This is a genomic window from Citrobacter sp. Cb028 (genome assembly GCF_030336705.1).
Classification (GTDB): Bacteria; Pseudomonadota; Gammaproteobacteria; order Enterobacterales; family Enterobacteriaceae; genus Citrobacter; species Citrobacter braakii.
On sequence record NZ_JAOWCZ010000035.1, the window covers coordinates 541,479 to 555,133 of the forward strand.

At 53.0% G+C, this 13,655-nt stretch carries 14 protein-coding genes; 3 read left to right on the top strand and 11 right to left on the bottom strand.

The features are described 5' to 3' along the window. Positions 1-182 precede the first annotated feature (182 nt). Positions 183-1,235 carry a class I fructose-bisphosphate aldolase gene (fbaB, locus tag OGV75_RS21395; RefSeq protein ID WP_016153672.1) on the top strand — a complete coding sequence of 351 codons (1,053 nt, stop codon included), beginning with the start codon at positions 183-185 and terminating at the stop codon, positions 1,233-1,235. Between the two features lie 22 nt (positions 1,236-1,257). On the opposite strand, the gene yegS is transcribed toward fbaB, so the two are convergent. From yegS to OGV75_RS21430, 7 genes are all read right to left on the bottom strand, one after another. After that, positions 1,258-2,157, bottom strand: a complete 900-nt coding sequence (gene yegS / locus OGV75_RS21400) for a lipid kinase YegS (RefSeq protein WP_137352639.1) — start codon at positions 2,155-2,157, stop codon at positions 1,258-1,260. 131 nt (positions 2,158-2,288) lie between these two features. Continuing rightward, on the bottom strand, positions 2,289-3,020 hold the full coding sequence (gene artJ, locus OGV75_RS21405; RefSeq protein ID WP_016153670.1) for an arginine ABC transporter substrate-binding protein ArtJ: 732 nt from the start codon (positions 3,018-3,020) through the stop codon (positions 2,289-2,291). Between the two features lie 247 nt (positions 3,021-3,267). Beyond that, positions 3,268-3,936: an arginine ABC transporter permease ArtM gene (artM, locus tag OGV75_RS21410; protein WP_016153669.1), complete on the bottom strand. Its 669-nt coding sequence runs from the start codon at positions 3,934-3,936 to the stop codon at positions 3,268-3,270. Continuing rightward, positions 3,936-4,652, bottom strand: coding sequence for an arginine ABC transporter permease ArtQ (artQ, locus tag OGV75_RS21415; protein ID WP_016153668.1), 717 nt, complete (start codon positions 4,650-4,652; stop codon positions 3,936-3,938). The genes artM and artQ overlap by 1 nt, the downstream gene beginning before the upstream one ends. 6 nt (positions 4,653-4,658) lie before the next feature. Then, complete coding sequence (gene artI, locus OGV75_RS21420; RefSeq protein WP_016156951.1) at positions 4,659-5,390, bottom strand: arginine ABC transporter substrate-binding protein ArtI; 732 nt, start codon at positions 5,388-5,390, stop codon at positions 4,659-4,661. A 16-nt stretch (positions 5,391-5,406) separates the two neighbouring features. Further along, positions 5,407-6,135, bottom strand: coding sequence for an arginine ABC transporter ATP-binding protein ArtP (artP, locus tag OGV75_RS21425; RefSeq protein WP_016156950.1), 729 nt, complete (start codon positions 6,133-6,135; stop codon positions 5,407-5,409). A 225-nt stretch (positions 6,136-6,360) separates the two neighbouring features. Beyond that, positions 6,361-6,876 carry a lipoprotein gene (locus tag OGV75_RS21430; protein ID WP_016153666.1) on the bottom strand — a complete coding sequence of 172 codons (516 nt, stop codon included), beginning with the start codon at positions 6,874-6,876 and terminating at the stop codon, positions 6,361-6,363. A 251-nt stretch (positions 6,877-7,127) separates the two neighbouring features. Between OGV75_RS21430 and OGV75_RS21435 the strand changes: the two genes are divergently transcribed. Beyond that, positions 7,128-7,451 carry a heavy metal-binding domain-containing protein gene (locus OGV75_RS21435; protein WP_001160725.1) on the top strand — a complete coding sequence of 108 codons (324 nt, stop codon included), beginning with the start codon at positions 7,128-7,130 and terminating at the stop codon, positions 7,449-7,451. Beyond that, positions 7,448-8,278, top strand: coding sequence for an N-acetylmuramoyl-L-alanine amidase (locus OGV75_RS21440; protein WP_200013567.1), 831 nt, complete (start codon positions 7,448-7,450; stop codon positions 8,276-8,278). The genes OGV75_RS21435 and OGV75_RS21440 overlap by 4 nt, the downstream gene beginning before the upstream one ends. Here OGV75_RS21440 and OGV75_RS21445 read toward each other — a convergent pair. The 4 genes from OGV75_RS21445 to poxB all read right to left on the bottom strand — a co-directional run bounded on the left by OGV75_RS21445 (position 8,275) and on the right by poxB (position 13,583). Further along, positions 8,275-9,288: a 3-beta-hydroxysteroid dehydrogenase gene (locus OGV75_RS21445; protein ID WP_016153664.1), complete on the bottom strand. Its 1,014-nt coding sequence runs from the start codon at positions 9,286-9,288 to the stop codon at positions 8,275-8,277. The two genes, OGV75_RS21440 and OGV75_RS21445, sit on opposite strands and share 4 nt — an antisense overlap. A gap of 94 nt (positions 9,289-9,382) precedes the next feature. Then, positions 9,383-10,816 (bottom strand): SDR family oxidoreductase, encoded by a 1,434-nt coding sequence (locus OGV75_RS21450; protein WP_211941248.1) that lies wholly within the window; start codon positions 10,814-10,816, stop codon positions 9,383-9,385. Between the two features lie 10 nt (positions 10,817-10,826). Continuing rightward, on the bottom strand, positions 10,827-11,828 hold the full coding sequence (gene ltaE / locus OGV75_RS21455; protein WP_137352637.1) for a low-specificity L-threonine aldolase: 1,002 nt from the start codon (positions 11,826-11,828) through the stop codon (positions 10,827-10,829). Between the two features lie 36 nt (positions 11,829-11,864). After that, positions 11,865-13,583 carry a ubiquinone-dependent pyruvate dehydrogenase gene (gene poxB, locus OGV75_RS21460; protein WP_181627229.1) on the bottom strand — a complete coding sequence of 573 codons (1,719 nt, stop codon included), beginning with the start codon at positions 13,581-13,583 and terminating at the stop codon, positions 11,865-11,867. Positions 13,584-13,655: the final 72 nt, after the last annotated feature.

Below are 13,655 nucleotides of genomic sequence, written 5' to 3' on the forward strand. Positions count from 1 at the left end.
GAGGTCTAAATTTGACCGCCTTAACATTATTTCTTCCTGAATCGAGCCAGCAGAAGTTGCTGAAAAGTGCGCTAAAGATGGAAAAAAAACGCAGTCGGTACCAGGCTTATTGCTGCCCGCAACAAAGCGGGTCAGGACAATCCACATTCCGGTTTCAAATCGGAACTTACGGGAGCATAGCTATGACTGATATTGCGCAGTTGCTTGGCAAAGATGCCGACAACCTTTTACAGCATCGTTGTATGACCATTCCTTCTGACCAACTTTACCTGCCTGGACATGATTACGTCGATCGCGTGATGGTGGATAACAATCGTCCGCCAGCGGTGCTGCGTAATATGCAAACGCTGTATAACACGGGCCGACTGGCCGGGACAGGTTATCTGTCGATTCTACCGGTGGATCAGGGCGTGGAACACTCCGCGGGGGCATCGTTCGCGGCTAACCCGCTGTACTTTGATCCGAAGAATATTGTGGAACTGGCTATCGAAGCAGGGTGTAACTGCGTGGCATCGACCTATGGCGTGCTGGCTTCTGTCTCCCGTCGCTACGCGCACCGCATTCCGTTTCTTGTAAAAATTAACCACAACGAAACGCTGAGCTACCCCAATACGTTTGATCAGACGCTGTATGCCAGCGTAGAACAGGCATTCAATATGGGTGCGGTTGCGGTAGGGGCAACCATCTATTTCGGTTCAGAGGAGTCCCGTCGCCAGATTGAAGAGATTTCTGCGGCGTTCGAGCGTGCTCATGAACTGGGGATGGTCACCGTGCTATGGGCGTATCTGCGTAACTCCGCGTTTAAAAAAGATGGCGTGGATTACCATGTTTCCGCCGATCTCACCGGGCAGGCTAACCATCTGGCAGCCACTATCGGGGCGGATATCGTTAAGCAGAAAATGGCGGAAAATAACGGCGGGTATAAAGCAGTCAACTTTGGCTACACCGACGATCGCGTTTACAGCAAGCTGACCAGCGACAACCCAATCGATCTGGTGCGTTATCAGCTGGCGAACTGCTATATGGGGCGCGCCGGATTAATTAACTCTGGCGGTGCGGCTGGCGGCGAAACCGATCTGAGCGATGCGGTACGTACGGCAGTGATTAACAAACGTGCTGGCGGCATGGGGCTGATTCTTGGACGAAAAGCATTCAAGAAAACCATGGCTGACGGCGTTAAGCTGATTAACGCCGTGCAGGATGTTTATCTGGACAGCAAAGTCACCATTGCCTGATCCCAGTTGGGGTGTCGTCGTGTTAACGCAGTAGCGGACAACCCGGCGGCAGTCTGCAACGTAGCGCTGCGGGCAGGATTTCAATATGAAATTCTTGTCCGCTAAGCGGTTCGCCATCGAGATTAAACGTAATTTCGTGCGGGGCGCGGATATCAAACCACGATGATGCGCCTTCGATGATGTTAGGGTTGTCTTCGGATTGCGTTAACGCCGAAAGCAGCCCTGGCAACAACTCTTCGCCGGTAAAAATACGCAGTTGCAGCAGACCATCGTTGATCAGCGCTGTCGGGCAAAGCTGTTGCCCACCACCGGCCTGACGACCATTACCGATACCAATGACCAGCGCCTTACCCTGCCAGTGAAAATCTTCCCCACGAATGTCGCAGATGTCGGGTTTGAGCGTATCCATGCGCATTAATCCGTGAATAAAGTACGATACGCCACCTAATGCGGCCTTGAGTTTTTCTGGCGTCTCGCTGGTGATGCGTGTGCCGAAGCCGCCGGTCGCCATATTGATAAAACAGGTTTTATCATTGACCTGAACCATATCGATATCAGTCGCATTTCCGGCGATAGCCAGTTTTAACGCCTTATCAAGGGCGTCGGGTATGCCTACGCTGGTTGCAAAATCATTCGCCGTTCCCAACGGTAAAATACCGAGCGCCGGGATATTGCCGCCCTGCAACTGGATCAGCGCCGTCGAGACTTCGTTAATTGTGCCGTCGCCGCCGCCGGCAATCACCGTTGCAACACCTAACTGGCGAGCTTCATCAACGTAGCGTTGTGCGTCGCCTTTTTCCCAGGTAACGCGAACATGGATTTCCACGCCTTCATCGCGTAGCTCTGCAATGACATCACGCAGGGGGAGATTATCAGCACTTTTTCCATTGAGGATCAGTAAACTGGCAGGGAACGCTATCATCCGTTTGCCTCACTTTTTTTCGTTTTAACAAGTGTACGCCAGGAATGGGTTTATGGCGTAAGAACTGACTGAAAGCGAAGGCGAAGAGATAAAAAAAGCCGCAGAATGCGGCTTTTCAGATTGGGTGGACGTTACTGTGGGAACCACTGATCGCTGATTTTTTGGTACGTGCCGTCAGCTTTGATTGCGGCCAGCGCGCTATTCAGTTTTTCCAGCAGGGCTTTGTTATCCGGGCGAACCGCAATGCCAAGACCAGTACCGAAGTATTGTGGGTCGGTCACTTTGTCAGTGGCTACACCTAACTGCGGGTTGGTTTTCAGCCACTCGTTAACCACGGCGGTATCGCCAAATACGCCATCAATACGACCATTTTTCAGGTCGATAATCGCATTCTGATAGCTGTCGTAGGCCACGGTTTTCACTTCAGGGTGTTTGTCCTGCAGGTATTTCTGGTGCGTGGTACCGTTTTCCATGCCAATGCGTTTCCCTTTCAGGTCGGCAAAGGTTTTATAGGTGTCTTTTTTCGCAATCACCAGCGCGGAGTTTGCATAGTAAGGCTGAGTAAATGCCACCTGCTTGCTACGCTCAGGCGTGATGTCCATTCCGGAAATCACCGCATCATATTTTTTGAATTTCAGCGCGGGAATCAAGCTATCAAAAGCATGATTGGTGAAAGTACAGTCAGCCTGCATTTGTTTGCACAGTGCCGTTGCCAGGTCGATGTCAAAACCGACAATTTTATTGCTTGCATCCAGTGACTCAAATGGCGGATAAGTCGCTGATACACCGAAACTAATTTTATCAGCAGCTGAGGCGCCTGCGGCGAAAGTAGCAAGTAATGCGGCCAGTACTAACTTTTTCATGGTGGAACTCCCGTCTGTCAATCTTATGATTATTTACCGTGTCTGCGGCGTGAATTAACAATGCCATTTAATGAATTTATATGCAATAAAAATGATTAACTATTTTTTTCTGATATAAAAAAAGACGGACAATTTAGGTTGTTGTCCGTCTTTTTTATTTTGGCTTTATGCATATTCACCGGAGAGTGTACAACGGAAGATGAATCGTAGCCTGATAAGCGTAGCGCCATCAGACATAAAAACCGATTTAATTCCGGTGTTCAAACGCCAGCGCTTTACGTTCGATCAAGCGCATCATCAGCGTCAGCAAACCGTTGACGATCAGGTAAATCACACCCGCCGCGCCGAAAACCATGACGTCATAAGTGCGACCGTACAGCAGCTGACTATAGCCCATGACTTCCATCAGCGTGATGGTGTATGCCAGTGAGGTACTTTTAAACACCAGCACCACTTCGTTAGAATACGAGGAGAGGGCGCGTTTAAAGGCGTACGGCAACAGAATCGCCAGCGTATCCTTCTTACTCATCCCCAACGCTCCACAGGACTGCCACTGGCCTTCCGGGATTGCGCGGATAGCACCGTAGAACAGTTGAGTGGTATAAGCCGCACTGTTTAACGATAGCGCAATTAAGGCGCACAGCCACGGTTCAGAGAGCAGGTGCCACAGTACCGGATACTCCTGTAGCGTCGGGAACTGCCCTGGCCCGTAGTAGATCAGGAAGATTTGCACCAGCAGCGGAGTACCGGTAAACAACGTGATATAGGCGCGAACCAACCAGACCACAATCGGCGTTTTTAGCGTCAGGATGACGGTGAAAACCAGCGCCAGCACCAGAGCAACCACGATGGAGGCGACCGTCAGCGTCAGGCTGGTATGCAGCCCTTTTAACAATTCAGGTAAATACTCAAGCATCAGCCTGGTCTCCGCTCAAATCGTGTCGCGCGCAGGTCAATGCGTTTGAGAATGTACTGACTCACCAGCGTAATCACCAGGTAAATAGCCGCCGCCACAATGTACCAGGTAAACGGCTCTTGGGTACGGGTGGCAATGCTCTTGGTTTGCAGCATCAGATCGTTCACGCTGATAAGGCTGACCAGCGCGGTATCTTTCAGCAATACCAGCCACTGGTTACCCAGTCCCGGCAGAGCGTGGCGCCACATCTGCGGCATCACCAGGCGAAAGAAGATCGCGGCTTTAGACAAACCCAACGCCTGACCTGATTCCCATTGTCCGAGTGGTACGGCCTTCAGCGCGCCACGCAGCGTTTGCGACGCGTAAGCCGCATACAGCAATGACAGCGCAATTACACCGCACAGGAACGGGCTGACGTCGAAGTTTTCGATCTGCATCTGAACCGGGATTTGTACAAACCCGAGATTGATCGTAAAGCCATCGGCCAGCGTCAGCAGCAGCTGTGAAGAGCCGAAATAGATGAACAGAACCACCAGAATTTCCGGCAGACCACGCAGGATGGTGACCAGGGCTGAGCCCGTCCATGCTACCGGACGCCATTTTACTGACTCCCAGACGGCAAAAAACATGGCGAGCGCGAGGCCAATAATCAGCGCACAAACGGCAAGGCCGACGGTCATCCCGGCGGCGCTTGCTAAAGGAAAAAATTCATTCATCAAGTATTACTTCTGGAACCATTTGTTGTAGATGGTCTCGTAAGTCCCATCTTTCTTCACTTTTTCCAGCGCAGCGTTAAATTTCTGCTGCAGCTCGGTATTGCCCTGGCGCACAGCGATGCCCAGACCCGTACCGAAGTAATCTTTATCCGTCACTTTGTCGCCAACTGCGGCCAGCTTTGGATTATCTTTCAGCCATTCGGTCACCACTGCGGTATCACCAAATACGCCGTCAATACGACCATTTTGCAGATCGAGTTTGGCATTCTGATAGCTGTCATACGGTACGGTGGTCACTTCCGGATGTTTATCCATGATGAATTTCTGGTGCGTAGTACCGTTTTGTACACCGACTTTTTTGCCTTTCAGCTGGTCAATGCCGGTGTATTTACCCTGTTGGCCAACAAACAGGGCAGAGTTGTCGTAATACGGGGTGGTGAACAGAACCTGTTTTTCACGCTCTGGCGTGATGTCCATACCGGCCATCACCGCGTCAAAACGACGGAATTTCAGGCTCGGGATCAGGCTGTCGAAGGCCTGATTGGTGAAGGTACAGGTCGCGTCAATCTCTTTACACAGCGCATTCGCCAGATCAACGTCAAACCCTACGATTTTGTTATTCGCATCAATAGATTCAAACGGAGGATAAGACGCTTCGGTGGCGAAACGAATGGTTTGGGCTGCGGTAGCGGAAAGGCTAAAACCTGCGATTAGCGCGGCAATCAGAACTTTTTTCATTGTATTGTCCCGAATCTTAGTGAGAGAGATAGTTTTTAAACGCTTCGGTTTGCGGGTTGGCAAAGCAGCTCGCATCCCCAAACTCGACGATATGACCGTTTTCCATATACACCACACGGCTGGCCGTTTTACGTGCAACTTCCACTTCGTGGGTGACGATCACCTGAGTAATGTTGGTTTCCGCCAGTTCACGAATGATGCTGACGATTTGGGCAGTAATTTCCGGATCAAGCGCTGCGGTAGGTTCATCAAACAGCAGCACCTGCGGCTCCATCATCAACGCGCGGGCAATGGCCACTCGCTGTTGCTGGCCACCGGAGAGATGCAGTGGGTAGCGATCGCTGTACGGCTTCAGGCGCAGACGTTCCAGCAATTTTTCGGCACGCGCCAGCGCTTGATCTTTTGTCAGACCCAGTACGCGGCAGGGCGCTTCAATCAGATTCTGCACAACCGTGAGATGCGGCCAAAGGTTGTATTGCTGGAAGACCATGCCCACGTTCTGACGCAGCTCCCGAATGGCTTTGTCTGATGGGGTCTTCGTGAAGTCGAAACGGTTTCCCGCAATAGAGAGTGTGCCCGAGCGCGGCATCTCAAGCAGGTTGAGTACGCGCAGCAGCGAGCTTTTCCCGGCTCCACTTGGGCCAAGTAACACCAGTGTTTCACCCTGAGGGCAATCCAGCGTTATATCGAACAGCGCCTGATGTGCGCCGTAGAAGCAGTTAATGCCGTTTAATTGAATACTCATTGACACTCGATACTGGCAGTCTGATAGCTATTGAAGCCGCAGATACTACCTTTGACAGAATAGTTATGCAATATTTATGCGTTAAAAGTTAAATGCAAACCGCATTCTTATCTAAACATAGCACAAAATAGCGGGGCCACCAGTGGGCAAGAATAATTGTCGGCATTCTATGCAGAATGCCAGACAATTTATGGGGGTTATGATTCAGGCGGCTGAATGGGGCGGTTAGCGGTTTTCGACAGACTGGCGCAGCGTCCCGGCTGGCGCGTGTACGCTGCCGCCCAGATAGCGGACATCGTCAACTACCCAGCACTGGCCTTCGCGGATCATCAGCACTTCATCACGCCAGCTTTGGTCACCCTGTTTAAGCTCTACGCGCAGCGGAATGTTGCGTGCATCACTATTCGGAATGGTCGATGCGCTGGCGACGCTGGCACTGTCCGGTAACGTAGCGCGACTAGAGAACGGATCGCTGTTAAACAGATCGCGATGCGCGTTATCACGGCTGGCATCGTTCAGCAGTTTCGCCAGATTATCGCTGAGGTACGGACGAAGGGGGGTAATGTCATTGTTTCGGTGCTGAATACGGTAATCATAGAATTGTTGAGCCACGCTGTCTGGCCCGCCTTCTACGCATGAGCCGCTACGCGTGCCGTTATCTTTGTAGGCCGGTGTCACGGTAGTACAGGCGCTGAGAAGTAGTGCACATGGAACCAGCAGAGAGAGTTTCGAGTAGCGCATAATGATTTCCTTATTAGCTTTCTACTATTAGTGTTCTACGTTGATTTACATGTCATACTTCAAGTTGCTTGTGCGTTGGCTACGTGCGTTCACCCCAGTCACATAGTTATCTATGCTCCTGGGGATTCACTCTCTTGCCGCCTTCCTGCAACTCGAATTATTTTGTGTAAAGAATATATCCTTTCAATGATAGTGGATCGGTTCGATAATGCTTTTGAGATCGTGCTCTTAGCGCAAAAAGGAGATTAACCATGCAGTTTTCGACAACCCCTACGCTGGAAGGGCAGAGCATCGTGGAATACTGCGGTGTTGTGACTGGCGAAGCCATTTTAGGCGCGAATATCTTCCGCGATTTCTTCGCCGGCATTCGCGATATCGTCGGCGGTCGCTCCGGCGCGTATGAAAAAGAACTGCGTAAAGCGCGTGAGATTGCTTTTCAGGAGCTTGGTGAACAGGCAAAAGCGCTCGGTGCTGATGCGGTTGTCGGTATCGATATCGATTACGAAACCGTAGGCAAAGACGGTAGCATGCTGATGGTGAGCGTCAGCGGCACCGCGGTGAAAACTCGCCGATGAAGCGTCTGCTGTATCTGCTGGCATTAACGCTGCTGCTGGTAGGATGTGCTGGTGAAAAAGGGATTGTCGACAAAGACGGGTATCAGTTAGATACCCGTCGTCAGGCGCAGGCTGCTTACCCGCGCATTAAAGTGCTGGTTATCCATTACACGGCCGATGATTTCGACTCTTCTCTGGCTACGCTGACCGATAAAAACGTCAGTTCGCACTATCTGATCCCGGCAGTGCCGCCGCTTTACCATGGCAAACCGCGTATCTGGCAACTGGTGCCGGAAAAAGATCTGGCCTGGCATGCGGGGATTAGCTTCTGGCGCGGCGCTACGCGAATTAACGATACCTCGATCGGCATTGAGCTGGAAAACCGCGGCTGGCAAAAATCGGCGGGCAGCAAGTATTTTGCGCCGTTTGAACCCGCGCAAATTCAGGCGTTAATCCCCTTGGCGAAAGATATTATTGCCCGCTATGACATAAAACCACAGGACGTGGTGGCCCATGCGGATGTCGCACCGCAGCGCAAGGACGATCCAGGTCCGCTGTTTCCATGGGAAGAACTGGCTGCGCAAGGAATTGGCGCGTGGCCGGATGCTCAGCGAGTGGCGTTTTATCTTGCCGGGCGAGCGCCCGATGCACCGGTAGAAACCTCATCATTGCTCGATCTGCTGTCGCGCTATGGTTATGAGGTAAAACCTGAAATGACGCCGCGTGAACAGCGGCGGGTGATTATGGCCTTCCAGATGCACTTCCGCCCAACCTTGTGGAACGGCGTGGCGGATGCAGAAACTCAGGCGATTGCCGAAGCGTTACTGGAGAAATACGGGCAGGGTTAACGCGGCAGTTTGCCGTGGTCACGCAGCCAGGCCGCGGTACGCTCAATCCCTTCATCCAGCGTCACAACGGGCTGATAACCTAATTCTTCCTGAGCGCGGGTGGTATCCAGCGTAAAGTCAAAATTCAGCTTCGAGACGCCGTAATGCGTAAGCTTTGGCTCTTTCGCGGATTTATTGCCTAACCGCTCCATGCTGCGGGCAATCATGTCCAGCATCGGGTAGGGTACGGAGCGGATACGGCAATCAATATTCAGCTCGTCGATGAGTTTCTGCACAATACTGCGCAGGGTGCGATGCTCGCCGTTGGTAATGTTGTACGCACGACCCGACGGCAGATTATCGCAGGCTTGCTGACTTGCCAGCCACATCGCGTGCACCGCATTCTCGTAGTAGGTCATATCCACCAGCGCACTTCCGCCGTGCGGCAACAGAATGCTGCCGTAGTGGTACATCATATGGGCCAGGCGCGGGATAAAGACTTTATCGTGTGGTCCGAACAAGCTTTGCGGACGCAATACCGTAAAACGGGTTTGCGGGTTGGCCTGTGTCAGCAACGCAATCACATCTTCGCCAGCCGCTTTACTGCGGGCGAATTCATTGGCGAAGCGTTGGGGGCGGAAGTCCTCTTTGATATCGCGATGGTGGTGATAATCAAAATAGAGCGACGGTGATGAGATATGAATGAAGTTACGAACGCCCCAGGCCACGGCCCACTCGCCCAGACGGCGGGTTGCGCGAACGTTGGCCAGATCGAAGGCTTCCTGAGTTCCCCATGGTGAGGTAAAACTGGAGCAGTGCCACAGCGTATCGATACCGGCGAGCATCACTTTTGCCTGCGAAGAGACCAGCTCGGTCAAATCGGCATGCACAAACTCTGCGCCCATTTTCTCCAGCAGCTTGCCCATCGCTTCGTTGCGACCGGTAGCTCTGACGCTGACGCCTTTGCTGCATAAAAACTCAACCGCGTTTCGGCCTAAGCCGCTGGTGGCTCCGGTAACCAGTACCTTCATATCAATCCACTGTGTTTAAAAAACGTCGTGCGCATTCTTCCGTGAATTTCGTCTGTATGCAATGGGAAACATGAAAGAATACAGGCTCTTTTTATCATGAGTCTGTGATTTGTTCTGCAAGTTTAGCAATACGCTTCGCCATCCCTCTGAAAATGAACAGATGCGCCGGGATCATTAGCAGCCAATAGAAAAGACCTGGCATGCCGTGCGGATGCCACCAGGCGCGGACATCAATGCGTCGGTGGTCGCCTTTATCTTCCAGCGTGAAGCTCAGACGACCCAATCCTGGCGCTTTCATCCCAAACAGCAGCGTCAGCTGTTTTTCTGGCTCAACGATGATCACTTTCCAGCTGTCAACGGTATCGCCAACCTGCAACAGAGAGTTTTGCGGTCTGCCTTTCGCCAGCTTATGGCCGACCAGCAGGTCCAACGCCGCGCGCGTTTTCCATAAAATATTGCCAAAGAAATAGCCTTCTTTGCCGCCGAGGCGATTCACCACCTGCCACAGCGCCTGCCGACTGGCCGAGGTTTCAACGCTAAAGCCAGCTTGTTTAGCGAAATAGCCATATTCGGGGCGCCAGCGGGCAAATGCCTGCGCGTCGTAACCCCAGTCGCTGGAATTGACCAGCTTCTCTTCTTCTTTCAACGTGCTGCGCACCGCGTCATCAAAGGCAATCAGCTTTTGCGGGATCAGCGTGCGTAATTCGGTGTCATCGGCCAGCAGGTCGTGTTTTAAACCCTGTATCAGCGCTTTTGCCGTGGTCGGCGGCACTGACGTTATGACGTTCAAAAACCAGACCGAAATCCAGCGGGTAGGAAAGGGGACAGGGATGAGCAGGCGATGTTTACCGCTGACCGCCATAAAATGCTCGAACTGCTCCTGATAGCTCAATACCTGCGGCCCGGCGGCTTCGAGTACGCGGTGTTGGCGTGTAGGATGATCCAACAACGCCACCAGGTAGTACATTAAATTCTCCAGCGCGATAGGCGTGGTACGCGAGCGCACCCAGCGCGGAGGGGTGAGTACCGGCAGGTTGTAGACCATGTCGCGCATCACTTCAAAGGCGGCAGAACCTGCCCCTACGATAATACCAGCGCGCAATTCGGTCATCGGCACGCCTGATTCGCGCAGGGTGTCCGCGGTTATCTGTCGCGCACGCAGATGATCGGATTGTTCATGCCGGGGAGCCTGTAATGAGCTCAGGAAAATAAGCTGTTTGACTGGCGTATCACGTAGCGCATCGCGCACGTTCATTGCTACCTGGCGCTCATGGGCGATAAAATCACCGCCTTCTCCCATGCCATGGACCAGGTAATAGACCGTATCAACGCCGGTCAGCAGCGGCGTTAGGTTATCTGGCCAATTCAAATCGACCTTATGGCAGCTGACGTTGGCCAACTGCTGCTTTTCCAGCCGCTCGATGCGGCGTGCCGCAGCCAGCACCTGATGCCCTTGCTGACTGAGCGCCTGTACCAGATGCTGACCAATGTAGCCACTGGCGCCAAGAACCAAAATCCGTTGCGGCACGCCCATCTCCTTAGCGGGTTAAAAAAGCGCGCCAGTGGGCGACGACTTCAGCAAGCTGTTCACGCGATACGTCCAGATGCATCACCAGACGCACAATCGGCGAGGCGTTAATCAGCACGCCTTGCGCTTTCATGTACTCGCCCAGTGCCGCAGCGTGTTCTTCGCCAACGCGGACAAACAGCATGTTGGTGTCGTGGCGCATGACGTCCGCTCCTGCTTCGCGCAGTTGTTCCGCCATCCAGGCGGCGTTGTCATGGTCTTCTTGTAAACGCGACACGTTATTTTTCAGCGCATACAGTCCGGCCGCCGCCAGAATACCGGCCTGACGCATTCCGCCACCGGTCATTTTACGCCAACGAATGGCGCGCTTGATGTACTCGTGGCTGCCGACCAGCAGTGAGCCTACCGGCGTTCCTAAACCTTTGGAGAGACAAATGGTGAACGAATCGCAGTATTGCGTGACATCTTTTAACTCACAGCCATAGGCGACGATGGCGTTAAAAATACGCGCGCCGTCGACATGCAGCGCAAGATTGCGCTCACGGGTAAATTCCCAGGCCTCTTTCAGATACTCGCGTGGTAGCACTTTGCCGTTGTGGGTGTTTTCCAGGCTGAGCAGACGCGTGCGGGCAAAATGGATATCGTCCGCTTTGATTTTTGCCGCCACTTTGTCCAGCGGCAAAGAGCCATCCGGCATGGCGTCGATAGGTTGCGGTTGAATGCTGCCGAGTACCGCTGCGCCACCCGCTTCGTAGAGATAGTTATGCGCGCCCTGACCGGCGATATACTCTTCCCCGCGCTGACAATGGCTGAGGAGAGCCACCAGGTTCGCCTGAGTGCCAGTGGGTAAGAAAATTGCGGCTTCTTTGCCAGAAAGCTCGGCTGCGTATTGCTGGAGGGCATTAACGGTAGGGTCATCACCGTAGACGTCGTCCCCGACCGGGGCGGCCATCATCTCTTCGAGCATGGCGCGACTTGGTCGTGTAACGGTATCACTGCGTAAATCAATCACGGGCATTCCTTTTTAAGTGAGGTAATGCCCTCTGTTTTACCTGAGCCAGTTAGTTTTCGCCAGTTCGATCACTTCATCACCGCGCCCGCTGATGATTGCGCGTAGCATATACAGGCTAAAACCTTTAGCTTGTTCGAGTTTGATCTGCGGCGGGATCGCCAGTTCTTCTTTCGCGACGACCACATCGACCAGCACCGGACCGTCAATCGACATCGCCCTTTGCAGCGCTTCATCAACCTCTGAGGATTTCTCCACGCGAATGCCCGTGATACCGCAAGCCTCGGCAATCCGTGCGAAATTTGTATCGTGCAGTTCGGTGCCGTCGGTCAGATAACCGCCAGCTTTCATCTCCATCGCCACAAACCCCAACACGCTGTTGTTGAAGACAATAATCTTCACCGGCAGCTTCATTTGCACAACCGACAGAAAGTCGCCCATCAGCATGCTAAAACCGCCGTCACCGCACATTGCGACAACCTGACGTCCCGGTTCGGTCGCTTGCGCGCCGAGCGCCTGGGGCATGGCATTGGCCATCGACCCGTGGTTAAACGAACCGATCAGACGGCGTTTACCGTTCATTTTCAGATAACGTGCCGCCCACACCGTTGGCGTGCCAACGTCGCAGGTGAAGATGGCGTCGTCAGCGGCAAAATGGCTGATCTGCTGCGCCAGATACTGCGGATGAATGGCTTTATCGCTGGGTTTGGCTAAATCATCCAGCCCTTTACGCGCCTCACGATAGTGTTCTAGCGCTTTATCCAGGAACTGCCGATCGGTTTTTTCTTCCACCAGCGGCAGCAGGGTGAGGAGTGTGGATTTAATATCGCCTACCAGCGCCATATCAACTTTACTGTGCGCGCCAATGCTCGCCGGATTGATATCAATCTGAATAATCTTGGCGTCGGTGGGGTAGAACGGGCGATAGGGGAACTGGGTACCTAACAGGATCAGCGTGTCGGCATTCATCATGGTATGGAAGCCGGATGAAAAGCCGATCAGCCCGGTCATGCCCACGTCGTAAGGGTTGTCGTACTCCACATGCTCTTTACCACGCAGGGCGTGCACAATCGGCGCTTTTATTTTAGCAGCAAACTCAACCAGTTCTTTATGCGCACCGGCGCAGCCACTGCCGCACATCAGGGCGATATTGCTGGAGTAGCGTAGCAGTTGCGCTAGTTTTCTGAGCTCTTCTTCTTCCGGAGTGACCACCGGGAGCGGCGCATGATACCAGTGAGTGCTGGCGCTTTCTGGTGCTGGCTTCAGCGCAACGTCGCCGGGTAATACCACCACGGAGACGCCGCGGTTGAGCACCGCTTTACGCATGGCAATTGCCAGCACCTGTGGGATCTGTTCAGGGCTGGAAACCAGCTCGCAATAGTGGCTACATTCGCGAAACAACTCTTGCGGGTGGGTCTCCTGAAAATAACCGCTGCCTATCTCACTGGATGGAATGTGTGCAGCAATTGCCAGCACCGGGACGTGGTTGCGGTGGCAATCAAACAGGCCGTTAATCAGGTGCAGGTTGCCTGGTCCACACGAGCCTGCGCAGACGGCCAGTTCTCCCGTCAACTGCGCTTCAGCGCCCGCGGCGAAGGCCGCAACCTCTTCATGACGGGTTGGCATCCAGTCAATCGTTCCCATACGATTCAGACTGTCACTAAGGCCATTTAGCGAGTCACCCGTCACACCCCAAATGCGTTTAACGCCAGCTTGTTCGAGTGTTTTAGCAATAAAAGCGGCAACCGTTTGTTTCATGGTTTTCCTTCTCCTTTAATGTGATACCGGTTACAAGTTTAGATGAAGATAATAGTTATGCTTATCATTACC

Coding starts and splice junctions, on each gene's coding strand:
- artP (WP_016156950.1), bottom strand. CDS start 6,135: ATGAGTATTCAATTAAACGGCATTAACTGCTTCTACGGCGCACATCAG.
- artI (WP_016156951.1), bottom strand. CDS start 5,390: ATGAAAAAAGTTCTGATTGCCGCGCTAATCGCAGGTTTTAGCCTTTCC.
- OGV75_RS21445 (WP_016153664.1), bottom strand. CDS start 9,288: ATGAAGGTACTGGTTACCGGAGCCACCAGCGGCTTAGGCCGAAACGCG.
- fbaB (WP_016153672.1), top strand. CDS start 183: ATGACTGATATTGCGCAGTTGCTTGGCAAAGATGCCGACAACCTTTTA.
- OGV75_RS21435 (WP_001160725.1), top strand. CDS start 7,128: ATGCAGTTTTCGACAACCCCTACGCTGGAAGGGCAGAGCATCGTGGAA.
- poxB (WP_181627229.1), bottom strand. CDS start 13,583: ATGAAACAAACGGTTGCCGCTTTTATTGCTAAAACACTCGAACAAGCT.
- artM (WP_016153669.1), bottom strand. CDS start 3,936: ATGCTTGAGTATTTACCTGAATTGTTAAAAGGGCTGCATACCAGCCTG.
- OGV75_RS21440 (WP_200013567.1), top strand. CDS start 7,448: ATGAAGCGTCTGCTGTATCTGCTGGCATTAACGCTGCTGCTGGTAGGA.
- yegS (WP_137352639.1), bottom strand. CDS start 2,157: ATGATAGCGTTCCCTGCCAGTTTACTGATCCTCAATGGAAAAAGTGCT.
- OGV75_RS21430 (WP_016153666.1), bottom strand. CDS start 6,876: ATGCGCTACTCGAAACTCTCTCTGCTGGTTCCATGTGCACTACTTCTC.
- artQ (WP_016153668.1), bottom strand. CDS start 4,652: ATGAATGAATTTTTTCCTTTAGCAAGCGCCGCCGGGATGACCGTCGGC.
- artJ (WP_016153670.1), bottom strand. CDS start 3,020: ATGAAAAAGTTAGTACTGGCCGCATTACTTGCTACTTTCGCCGCAGGC.